Source organism: Mucilaginibacter sp. (assembly GCF_028288185.1).
Lineage (GTDB): Bacteria > Bacteroidota > Bacteroidia > Sphingobacteriales > Sphingobacteriaceae > Mucilaginibacter.
Map to the genome: position 1 here is coordinate 58300 of NZ_JAQBOF010000008.1, position 11219 is coordinate 69518.

General features: G+C 40.3%; 9 protein-coding genes. 6 read left to right on the plus strand and 3 right to left on the minus strand.

The genetic code is table 11. The features are described from left to right. Positions 1-40 precede the first annotated feature (40 nt). Both JWQ34_RS02835 and JWQ34_RS02840 read right to left on the minus strand, forming a co-directional pair. Positions 41-514: a nucleoside deaminase gene (locus tag JWQ34_RS02835; protein ID WP_299353609.1), complete on the minus strand. Its 474-nt coding sequence runs from the start codon at positions 512-514 to the stop codon at positions 41-43. A 142-nt stretch (positions 515-656) separates the two neighbouring features. Next, positions 657-1247, minus strand: coding sequence for an OmpH family outer membrane protein (locus JWQ34_RS02840; protein ID WP_299353612.1), 591 nt, complete (start codon positions 1245-1247; stop codon positions 657-659). 606 nt (positions 1248-1853) lie between these two features. Here JWQ34_RS02840 and gyrB point away from each other — a divergent pair. The 6 genes from gyrB (at position 1854) to JWQ34_RS02870 (ending at position 8877) form a co-directional block, all read left to right on the plus strand. Next, positions 1854-3812 carry a DNA topoisomerase (ATP-hydrolyzing) subunit B gene (gyrB, locus tag JWQ34_RS02845; RefSeq protein WP_299353615.1) on the plus strand — a complete coding sequence of 653 codons (1959 nt, stop codon included), beginning with the start codon at positions 1854-1856 and terminating at the stop codon, positions 3810-3812. 797 nt (positions 3813-4609) lie between these two features. Continuing rightward, positions 4610-4978 carry a BlaI/MecI/CopY family transcriptional regulator gene (locus JWQ34_RS02850; protein WP_299353618.1) on the plus strand — a complete coding sequence of 123 codons (369 nt, stop codon included), beginning with the start codon at positions 4610-4612 and terminating at the stop codon, positions 4976-4978. Continuing rightward, positions 4975-6777, plus strand: a complete 1803-nt coding sequence (locus tag JWQ34_RS02855) for a M56 family metallopeptidase (RefSeq protein WP_299353621.1) — start codon at positions 4975-4977, stop codon at positions 6775-6777. Before JWQ34_RS02850 ends, JWQ34_RS02855 begins: the two co-directional genes overlap by 4 nt. A 194-nt stretch (positions 6778-6971) precedes the next feature. Continuing rightward, complete coding sequence (locus tag JWQ34_RS02860; protein WP_299353624.1) at positions 6972-7310, plus strand: PadR family transcriptional regulator; 339 nt, start codon at positions 6972-6974, stop codon at positions 7308-7310. Beyond that, positions 7307-7978: a hypothetical protein gene (locus JWQ34_RS02865; protein ID WP_299353627.1), complete on the plus strand. Its 672-nt coding sequence runs from the start codon at positions 7307-7309 to the stop codon at positions 7976-7978. Before JWQ34_RS02860 ends, JWQ34_RS02865 begins: the two co-directional genes overlap by 4 nt. After that, a complete protein-coding gene (locus JWQ34_RS02870; RefSeq protein ID WP_299353630.1) occupies positions 7975-8877 on the plus strand; it encodes a hypothetical protein in 903 nt (300 codons plus the stop codon). The genes JWQ34_RS02865 and JWQ34_RS02870 overlap by 4 nt, the downstream gene beginning before the upstream one ends. A 41-nt stretch (positions 8878-8918) precedes the next feature. Here the strand turns inward: JWQ34_RS02870 and JWQ34_RS02875 are convergent, their stop codons facing one another. Beyond that, complete coding sequence (locus tag JWQ34_RS02875; protein ID WP_299353633.1) at positions 8919-11219, minus strand: BamA/TamA family outer membrane protein; 2301 nt, start codon at positions 11217-11219, stop codon at positions 8919-8921.

Genomic DNA, 11219 nt, shown 5'->3' on the forward strand with positions numbered 1-11219 from the left:
TTATTTAAGCCCTCCCTACCCGGGAGGGTTTGGGTGGGGCTTAGTAATCTGTCTTACTCTCTGATTCACTCCACAACTTAAACGCGCTTAGCGCTTCATCGCGCATTAATTGTACAACAGGTAGTTTGCGTTTGTCCATGGGCAAGTCAAGCTCTTCGTAAATAAAGTGGTCATCAAAGCCTATCGCGGCTGCATCAACTTTGGTATTGGCGTAGTAAATCTTATCTATCCGGGCCCAATAAATAGCACCCAGGCACATAGGGCAGGGTTCGCAGCTGGTGTAAATTTCGCAGCCTGCTAAGCTAAAAGTGCCCAGTTCCTGGCAAGCCAGGCGTATGGCCGATACCTCGGCATGTGCTGTGGGGTCATTAGTGGGTACAACTCTATTTGCACTGCGGGCTACTACCATTCCGTCTTTTACAATAACGGCACCAAACGGGCCGCCTTGTCCTTCTGTTACATTATACTCGGATAGGTCAATCGCCATCCGCATAAATTTTTCGTGATTGCTCATAATAGAATCAAGATTTAAGAATCAAGAGGCAAAATATCTCCTGCCATTAAAAGAAAAACCTCAACTTTTAGCTGAGGTTTTCAATATCGAAATTAAATATCAGGCATCTGCACATTAGTACATCTGCAATCTGCACATCCGCTTATTTTTTATCCTTTGCGTAAGCGTCATTTAATATTTTAACCGCATCGGCAGTTATGTCAAGGCTTGGGTCAACATATAATACACCCGGAGCTGCTTTTGAGTAAGTCAATACCAATTTATAACCTTTTTCTTTAGCGTAAGTTTTAGAAAAATCGGTCAGCTTTTCATAAAGCTTGTTAGTTTCTTTCCCTTGCTCGGTTTGGTAGTCTGCACCTTCGCTTTGCTCAAACTGTTGTTGCGATTGTTGTTCGCGTGATAAACGTTGCTCAATAGCCTGGCGTTTATCTGCAGGTAAAGTAGCCGCGTCTTTTTGATAATCGGCAATTTCGCGGGCTAACGCCTGGCGTTTAGAATTAACTTCGGCCTGAGCAGCTTTGCCTTTTTCGGTAAGACGAGCCTGCATGTCTTTAGCATATTCATATTTAGCCAATAAGGAATCAGAGTTTATATATACTGTTGTTCCTTTATCAGATGTTGCTGTGGTGGTAGTTGCAGCCGTTGTTGCTGCCGGTTTATTATTGCAGGCAACCATGCTTGCTACCGTTAATAAGCCTAAAGTAATGGTTAAAATAGAACCCGTAGTTTTCATTTAAATTGATTTGTTTTTTTGATGATGGTTGACGGCGTTAAGCACATCGTTATTTTTAATAATTTTTTTCACAAAGATAAACTTTCGTACTAACTATCCTAATCAATTAACCCGCTTGTATTCACACTGGTATTAAGGGTTTAGGCGGTAGTAATTTTGGCTGTTTGCCGGGTATTGGTGGTTTAACCGGTATTAATTTTAGCTGTTTTTCGGGCATTAAGGATTATGCCGGTAGTAATTTTTGGTGTTTTCCGGGCATTGACGCTTATGCCGGTAATAGTTTTTTTTAATTAATATACAGCATATCAGCTATTTATGATTTTTACGCAGGTTTTTTTGCTGATTTTTTATCTATCGCGATGCAAAAAAAACAATGGTAAACAGCGCCGGAAATAGCGATGTCAGGTATCTACAAAAATACGAAAATCAGTCCGTAAAAAATAATGTAGCCATAAAAAGCTGTTCGTTAACTTGTTATATTCCCGCATAAATTCGAAGTTGTTTTTACGCCACGCATAAGTATATTAACAAGCATTCATTTTATCAACAGTAGTGAAAAAATGCTTTAAAATGAGTACTTTTGTGAGTTATTGTTTTAACCAAAATATGAGCGAAGAAAATATAGACAAATCGAATTACTCAGCAGATAATATACAGGTTTTAGAGGGTTTAGAAGCAGTGCGTAAGCGCCCGTCCATGTACATTGGCGATACAGGCGTAAAAGGCTTGCACCATTTAGTGTATGAGGTTGTAGATAACTCGATAGATGAGGCGCTGGCCGGCTATTGCGATACTATAAACGTTACCATACACAAAAGCAACTCAATTACCGTTGTTGATAATGGCCGTGGTATCCCAACCGGTATCACTACTAAAGAACAAGTATCGGCACTACAAATTGTAATGACCGTTTTGCACGCCGGTGGTAAGTTTGATAAAGACACTTACAAAGTATCAGGTGGTTTGCATGGTGTGGGTGTAAGTTGCGTTAACGCGCTATCTATCCACATGAAAACTGTTGTTGAGCGCGATGGGAAAATGTTTACCCAGGAATATTCTGAAGGTAAGCCTTTGTTCGAAGTAAAAGAAATTGGCAAGTCAGACCGCACCGGTACTACTCAAACTTTCCAGCCCGATCCTACGATATTTACTTTAACTACCGAATATAAATTTGACACACTGGCTGCCCGCTTACGCGAGCTGGCTTACTTAAATAAAGGCATCCGCTTAACATTGACTGACGAGCGTGAGCCCGAAGAGGATGGAAGCTTTCCGATGGAAGAGTTTTACTCGACCGGTGGATTGAGCGAGTTTGTTAAATTTTTAGATGGCACCCGTACCGCGATAATACCAGAGCCTATTTATTTGGATGGGATAAAACAAGGTATCCCGGTTGAGCTGGCGCTACAGTACAATGATACGTATTCAGAAAACGTACACTCGTACGTTAACAATATTAATACCATTGAAGGTGGTACCCACGTTGCAGGGTTCCGCAGGGGATTAACCCGTACCTTAAAAAGCTATGCTGATAAGGAAGGCTTGCTGAAAAACATGAAGATAGAAATTACCGGTGATGACTTCCGCGAGGGGTTAACTGCTGTAATTTCTGTAAAAGTGCAGGAGCCGCAGTTTGAAGGACAAACCAAAGGCAAGTTGGGTAACAACGAGGTAATGGGCGCGGTTGATATGGCCGTAGGCGAAATTTTAGGTAACTACCTGGAAGAGCATCCTAAAGAGGCCCGTATGATAGTTAACAAGGTTATACTGGCCGCTACTGCCCGTGCCGCTGCCCGTAAGGCGCGCGAAATGGTGCAGCGCAAGAGTGTAATGGGTGGCTCGGGCTTGCCGGGTAAACTATCTGATTGTGCTAACAGCGACCCGGCTTTATGCGAGTTATATCTTGTCGAAGGTGACTCGGCGGGTGGTACTGCCAAGCAGGGCCGCGACCGCGAATACCAGGCTATATTACCGTTAAGGGGTAAAATACTTAACGTGGAGAAAGCCATGGAGCATAAAATTTACGAGAACGAAGAGATAAAAAACATGTTTACCGGCCTGGGCGTAAGCCGCGGCACGCCCGAGGATGATAAAGCGTTAAACATAGCTAAACTGCGTTACCACAAAATTGTGATCATGACGGATGCTGATGTGGATGGATCGCATATTACAACATTGATCCTTACTTTCTTCTTCCGTTATATGAAAGAGCTGATCGAAGCGGGTTATGTTTACATCGCATCGCCACCACTTTACCAGGTTAAAAAAGGTAAGGAGTTTGAATACTGCTGGACAGAAGACCAACGCCTGGCGGCTATACAAAAACTAAAAGGTGCCGGTAAAGAAGATAGCGTACACGTACAACGTTACAAAGGTTTGGGCGAGATGAACGCCGAGCAATTATGGGAAACCACAATGGACCCTGCCCGTCGTACACTTAAAAAAGCCACTATTGAAAATGCTGCCGAGTGTGACCACACCTTCTCCATGTTAATGGGCGATGAGGTTGCCCCGCGCCGTGCATTTATTGAGAAGAATGCGAAGTATGCAAGAATAGATACGTAGTAGATATCGGATATCGGATTTTCGATGTCGGATTATTTGAATATTTAAAAGCCGCTCAACGAGCGGCTTTTTTATTCTATAACCCTCAAGTCATTTGCGCGGCATAACGGTTAGCTAATCGTTATGTAACTCATCGCTTGGTAGCGCTCAATTGCCGCTAAGGCTGTTACTTTTGTCTTGATACAAAAGTAACCAAAAGATCCAAGTCAGCCCGATCGCTGCCACTTCACAGGCCAGACTCCCGGCCGCGCGTGCTGACAGGCCACCGCTTTTTTGGATTGCTCACAAATACAGAGATCTTGGTTTTATCTCCAAGCGTCAGACGAAAAGCTTCGGATGAAAGCAGGCAGAATAAGTTGGCCATAAGAGGTGGAGAGGGCATAGCAACTTTTTGTTGAAGCGAAGGCATAGTGCACGCGAAGCAGGGCAAAAATATTGCAGCCCGTGATTCTGCCTGATTGCAGGGCAAAGGCCTTGCGTGCAAAGAAGCATATCGTCTGACTTGATTTTTTGTTACTTTTTCATCTAAGGAAAAAGTAATGGGCCTCCGCGGCCAAGAGCGAGCGGATGCTCTAAGTTTGCAAGACTATAGTTCCGGTGTGTGAATGCGGGTGATGCGAACTTGAAAATCCCTAAGAAAAAAATAAACTTACTTCAAAAAAGCCGTTTATTAAGCGGTTTTGTTTTACATAATTAATCGCTTGATATACAGGTTTTTATGCATATCAACCGTATTTTTAAGTTATATAACTGTAAAATAAGTTGCATAACTGAAAAATTAGTTATAGGTTTGATTTATGGAAGAGTTAACAAAAACCGAAGAGCGCGTAATGCAAATTTTATGGAAGTTAAAAAAAGGCTTTGTGAATGATGTTATTGACGCCATGCCTGATGACCCCAAGCCGCCTTATAATACCATTTCATCAATAGTGCGCCTGTTAGAAAAAAAAGGTTATATAGGCTATAAGGCTTATGGAAAAACGCACGAATATTTTCCACTCATTACCAAATCAGAATATCGCAAGGCATCATTAAAAAAAATGTTGTCGGGGTATTTTGATAACTCGGCCGAAAGCCTCTTTTCTTTTATGCTGAAAGAGAATCAGCTAAGCAAAGAAGATATTGAAAAAATTAAAGACATTATTAATAAAAACAAACAGTTATGAGCGCTATGATTTATCTGCTGCAAGTAAGTGCATGCATGGGATTATTCTATCTGTTTTATTATTTCAGGCTTAGCCGGCTTACTTTTTTTACTATCAACAGGTGGTACTTATTAGCTACCATAATTTTAAGCTTTGTTATTCCGGTACTTACCATCCATGTGCAGGATTCACAATACGTCCCGGTAATACAACAAGCCCGTACTATTTATGAAATAAAGGCACCGGGCAATTTATCTGGCCAGATACAACAAGCCGTGGTGGAAAAAAGCATTGATTGGATACAAGTATTAAAGCTAATTTATTGTTTGGTGGCGGCTGCGCTCTTTATCCATTTAGTAATTACCCTCCTTAATTTTTTCACTAAGCTGCGGAATAAAAAAGTTGACCGCATTGGCCGTGTTAATGTTATGCATGGCAATAAACAGCTTTCTAACGGATCATTTTTGAACTATATTTTTTTGAATGATGATGAGTTAAGTGCGGATGAGATGCAGCAGATCATTGCTCATGAAATGCTGCATGTTAAACTGCTGCATTCTGCCGACCGGATAGTTGCCAAAATAATCCAGATCATTTTATGGTTCAATCCGTTTGTGTATTTGTATTTGCGGTCAATTGAAGAAAATCATGAGTTTGAGGTCGACCGTAAGATAACCCTATCAACAGATAAAAATAATTATGCCGAATTACTGCTCCATTTATCTATCGCAAAGCAAGGAATGCTATACCATAGCTTTAGTAAAGTGCCACTAAAAAAACGAATTACCATGTTATTCAATAAACCTTCTGCAAATATGAAAAGGATAATTTATTTGGGTATAATACCCCTAATTGTACTAAGCTGCGCGGCTTTTGCCCGGCTAAAAAATGATGAAAAAATTAAAAAACAGTATAGTGTTGTTGAAGGAATAAACGAATTAGGCAAAGATCCATTGGTTCTGATTGATGATAAGCCATACCCATCAACAATTCTGTACAAAATAAGTGAAAGTTGCGTTGGCGGGAGCAGTATAATGACCCCTGCTGAAGCTATAAAATATCGTGGAACAACGGCAAAAGATGGACTGGTGAATATTCGCACCAAAAACGGCAAAATTGCCCTCATGACTCCGGCCGAAAAACAGATACTAATAGAAAACACTGATAAAGAAGATGCCGTTCCGATAACGCGTTTTTATAACCGGCTGATACTTAAAAAGTATAATGGTGAAGAGTATTCAAAAATAATTATGCACCCGCCGGGGGGAGGTACACTTTCCACTAAAATCGGGCTGAGCGATAAAGCGGCCTACTTATTTGACGGTAAATTATATGACGAGGATAGCATTCAAAAGTTGTCGCCAACAACCGTTGCTGCAATTACGGGAGAGTACAGTGTAGAAGGGAACAGGGCTTACTGGCCCAGATTAAAAGAATATACTGCGGTATTTACATTTTCAACAAAAATTGAACATTCGCAAAATGCTACGATTGATAATGGTGGTGGGAACAATGGCGGACAACAGTTAAAAGCTACAACAGGTAAAAGGTATAGTGAAATTACTGGTGTAGAACTATTAGGAAAAAATCCACTAGTTATTATTGACGGTAAAGAATATCCGGCAGATCTGCTTTATAAAATTAGCAGATCATGTGTAAAAAACGAAATAGTTTTCCCCGGGGATATAGGAATAAAAAAATATGGTTCAAAAGCGCAGGATGGTTATGCCAAAATAACTACCAAAAATGGTAAAATCGTTTACATGTCGGCCATTGAAAGGGAAAACTTGGTGAAAAAGGCATCTATACCTAAAAATTAGTTTTACACAAGGCTTCGCTTAAAAAATGAAAATGGTGGATATTATGATAAAGCTATAATTCGCAGGCTTGGTGGGGGCGAAGCAAGTGAGGAATTGTCTGTTGATTCCTTACAGCAATAACGTGTTGTAAAATAACTTTTAAATTTATATACATAAGTTTGTTATGTATATAAATTATTATATATTTGTTTTATATGAGCACAAATCTGTTATTAAAAGGCACTCTGCAAACCGTTATTTTAAAGTTGTTGGAAGATCATACAGAAATGTATGGCTATGAAATTACTCAAAAGGTAAAAGAGATCTCGGCCGGCGATGTGCTGCTTACCGAAGGCGCTTTATACCCGGCCCTGCATAAACTGGAGGCTGACGGACTTTTAGAAACTTTTACCCAGATAGTTGATAACCGGGTGCGCAAATATTACCGCTTAACAGAGCAAGGCGGCAAAGAAGTAACCAGTAAGTTAACAGAGGTGCAGGCTTTTATAGACCAGTTGCAATTATTGCTAAACCTTAAACCTGCTGTGAAATGAAACCAAACCGGGAGCAGCAGGAATTTATAAAAGCCAAACTAAATGGCATTTTAAGATATCGCGAAACCTATGCGGAGGTTTACGATCATATCTTGCTGGCGTTAGCGCAACAGGCGGATTATCAAGACTTTGAAACCCTTGTAAATAATATTATTGAACAGGATTTTGGTGGTGATTTTAAACTGCGACAGATGGAAGATAAATGCAGGGTTGCTGCTATAAAAAAAGTAAAAAAACAATACCGGCAAAGCTTTATGCGTTGGTTTAAATCCGTGCCGTTATTGGTTAGCGTGGCAGCAACGTTCTTACTGTTAAACTATATAGCTCTGCAATCTCTTTTAGTCATGGAGGTATTTTTTGGTCTGATAATTCTAATACCCGAAATAATATTTATAGCAAAGCGAATAAAAACGGGTTATTTATTTGGAGACACAAAGGCCTCGTTAAGAGATGCCATCCTAAAAAAAATGACTTATGGATCGGTGTTTATTTATGTATGGCTGGCGATTTTATCGCAGTCAATAATCCTTATATTTTCAATATCAAAACAGCAGGGTCGCTATGTAGAGCAGCTTATTATAACAACCTACACTGTACTTTTTATTATACGTGCTGAAACTTTATCTAAGTTATATAAAGGTGATATTGAACTAAGCCTAAACCAATGAAGCCAACCACCCAACAAAAGCAATGGTTAAAAGATTACCTGCGCAAGGTAATGCAGTACCGCGAAACTTATGAAGAGGTTTATGACCACATGCTGATGGCGATAGAAAATCACCCCGAACAGCAATATTTTGCTACTACTGTTTTGGATATACTGGATAATGACTTTGGCGGTAGCAACGGGTTATTAGCTCTTGAAGAAAACTGCCGGCAAGCGGTAGAAGCAACCGCACAAGTCCAATTTCGTGATAATTTTAAACGTTGGTTTGCCTCTCCGCTGGTTGTTGTTACCGCTGCTCTGTTTATGGGTTTGTTTTATCTACAGTTGCCTAATGTTAAAACCGATGGCGCGCTTTTCTTCTTTTTTTTATTCTTGCTTGTTTTACCTGTTATACTTTCGGCTATAAGGGGATTTAGATTAGGCTATAAATATAGCGAAAGGAAAACATCTATTAAGGATGAAGTCTTTAGAAGACTGGCTTTTACTTCAGATCGTATGCTTTCGAAAGTGCTTCTTACATCGATAGCTGTTCAATTGACCACAAAATATTTGTTTATGCTCAATGATACTGTTGGGATGATTATAGGCGTACTTTTAATTTTCTTATTTGTTTGGCCTGCTATCAGACGATTTAGGCTAAAACATGAATATGGAAATGATTTTAAGGTAGTACCTTTTAGGCAGAGTCTTATTTCCGGGCGGTTATTTATAGTGATGCTAGCCAGTGATATGATCGCGAAATACGGATTTAAAACAGAACACTGGGCCATAGAAAAATTAATATCAATTAATGTAATTTACGGCATAGTAACAGGCGTTATGGTATTAATGATCATTAATGTTTTTGTTGTTATTAAACTGTATCGCAGCGAGTTTAAAACCAATATGCTGGTTAACTAAAACATTCACTCAATCACTCATTCCATAATTCACTCATTAAATTAAAATGGGTACCCAATAGCCAGGTTAAACACCATGTTTGATCCGTGCCAGCCTGAACCGGTATAGTTTACACCATCAACAATGCCTGTATTGCTTGATTTTGGTTTGATCAATGGGAAACCAAAGTCAGTACGTAATATTAATACCGATAGGTTAAAGCGTAATCCAAACCCGGCATCGGCGGCTATCTGGCTCAGGAAGCTTTTGCCGAACGCGGCACCCGGCAAACCATAATGACTTTTCATCAACCAGATATTACCTGCATCTGTAAATAATGCCCCTTCAACAATACTGAATAAATGTTGGCGATACTCGATATTAGCTTCTAACTTAATATCGCCCGACTCATCAGGCAAAAACTGGCTGCCACCGGTTACTGATCCCGGTGGATAGTAAGACCCCGGGCCAATTGAGCGTGCCTGGAACCCCCGCAAGCTATTGGGCCCGCCGATAAAGAATTGCTGGGTGTAAGGCAAAATGGTAGAGTTACCATAAGGCAAACCAACATCAACCAAAAAGCGGGTAGCAAACTTACTGCCGGGGCCTAATTTATGGTAGTACCGCAAATCATTCTCTACCTTAATGTACTGGTTAAATGGTGTGCCGAAAACTTTGCTCACTTTTCCTTTTAAAGTATCTGCCCCGGTTATGATGCCGTAAAGGTTGGCTGATAAACTAACTTTGCCCATATAATAAATGGAGTTAGTTCTAAACACTTCGGTAGAGTTGTCATAGGTATACGCATAGCTTGGCCCAAACGTAAGCTGGTTATTAATAACGTGAGTTAGGGTAGGGTTACGTGTGTTTTTGATACTATCCTTGTAAAGCTGGCTAACATTTGCAGCATCAACATAAGTTAATTCTAACAGGTTTAAGGTATGTTGTTTGTACAAGTTAGGTTTCCATTGATAACCAAACGAGGCATCAAACGAGTTTAACTTATACAGTTGCGACCGATCAATAAGTGTATAGCCCGTGGTTAAAATTGTCCTGGGGATAAAGGCATTGTTTGTTTTTATATCAACAGGCCCTACAATCCGCGGCCACGAAATGGATGGCTTTACACCAAACTGGAAAACATTGAAGCCGTTATGGTAGCTGCCAAATTGTTTATCAGTACTGGTAAAAAAGTTCAGCGTAAATAACTCGCCGCCCTTAAAGGTGTTTTTATTGCGAAACGTAAGGTTAAACTGCGTACCGTCATAATTGGCCGATGTTTGGCGCGCTACAATCTCGGCAGTAAGCGATTTACGCTTGGCCTGGGTCAAAAAATAATATATATCCAGCTTTGGCGAATCAGGCGTAACATCTTCAAAACGATTCTTAACATAACTAAATGGCCCCAGCTCAATAAAACGGTTTAAGCTGTTATTATGAGCGGTACGGTTATAGGTATCGTTAGGATGCAGTAATACCGTGTTTTTAAATATAAAAGGCCTTACTGTTTTTTTAGGGTCGATAACATTGTACCAGGCATAATGCTCGGCCGAATCCAATTTAAGCGAAGTATCACGCAACGAATATTTTGCATATACATAAATATTCCTGATCGAATAGATCCAGCGGGCTTGGTCGGGCGTGGTTTCTTTAACCTTCACAAACATATCAACCGTGTGGTTGGCTTTGGTACTATCGTAACGCATTATTAAATTATCAGGCGAAAAATAGAAGAAACCTCTTTCTTTTAATTTGGCATCTATGCGGATCCGCTCGTTTTTAATAACATCCAGGTCAAATCTATCGCCAACTTTTAGCAAACTTTCTTTGGCTGTGCCGGCAATCGCGGTATCCAGGTCATCCTTATCAGTTGGGAAAGATATTTGGCGATAATGATATACCGGTCCGGTTTGCACAGTATATACGGCTTTTGCCAGTTTTGAATTTTTTTTGCTGACGGTATCGCCGCTAACCTGCGCCAAAAAGTAACCTTTATTTTGCAGCCTGTTTTGTAATATGTTGCTATTTTTAACCAGATCGACAGTACTGACTAATACAGGCGGCTCGCCGAAATGGGTGTTTAAATAATGCCTAAGGCCGCGTACTTTATTGGTTCTGGTTTTATTGTATACCCACAACTTAAAACGTAAGCCTAATATAGTCGAGTTTGGCGCCGGGCGTAGTAATGATTTAAGGTCGGCAGTCATGGCTTTCGCATCTCTGCTTTTTGTGTTTTGCTTATCTGTGATTTTTATCTCGCCGCCGGTATATAGTTTTTGCCCCGGCCCTAAATACTTTGTAGTACTACAGGCGCTGGCAAAAACAGCAAGTAAAACAATAAGTATATATCTAAGCTTAGCCAT

Coding starts and splice junctions, on each gene's coding strand:
- JWQ34_RS02835 (WP_299353609.1), bottom strand. CDS start 514: ATGAGCAATCACGAAAAATTTATGCGGATGGCGATTGACCTATCCGAG.
- JWQ34_RS02840 (WP_299353612.1), bottom strand. CDS start 1,247: ATGAAAACTACGGGTTCTATTTTAACCATTACTTTAGGCTTATTAACG.
- gyrB (WP_299353615.1), top strand. CDS start 1,854: ATGAGCGAAGAAAATATAGACAAATCGAATTACTCAGCAGATAATATA.
- JWQ34_RS02850 (WP_299353618.1), top strand. CDS start 4,610: ATGGAAGAGTTAACAAAAACCGAAGAGCGCGTAATGCAAATTTTATGG.
- JWQ34_RS02855 (WP_299353621.1), top strand. CDS start 4,975: ATGAGCGCTATGATTTATCTGCTGCAAGTAAGTGCATGCATGGGATTA.
- JWQ34_RS02860 (WP_299353624.1), top strand. CDS start 6,972: ATGAGCACAAATCTGTTATTAAAAGGCACTCTGCAAACCGTTATTTTA.
- JWQ34_RS02865 (WP_299353627.1), top strand. CDS start 7,307: ATGAAACCAAACCGGGAGCAGCAGGAATTTATAAAAGCCAAACTAAAT.
- JWQ34_RS02870 (WP_299353630.1), top strand. CDS start 7,975: ATGAAGCCAACCACCCAACAAAAGCAATGGTTAAAAGATTACCTGCGC.
- JWQ34_RS02875 (WP_299353633.1), bottom strand. CDS start 11,219: ATGGCTAAGCTTAGATATATACTTATTGTTTTACTTGCTGTTTTTGCC.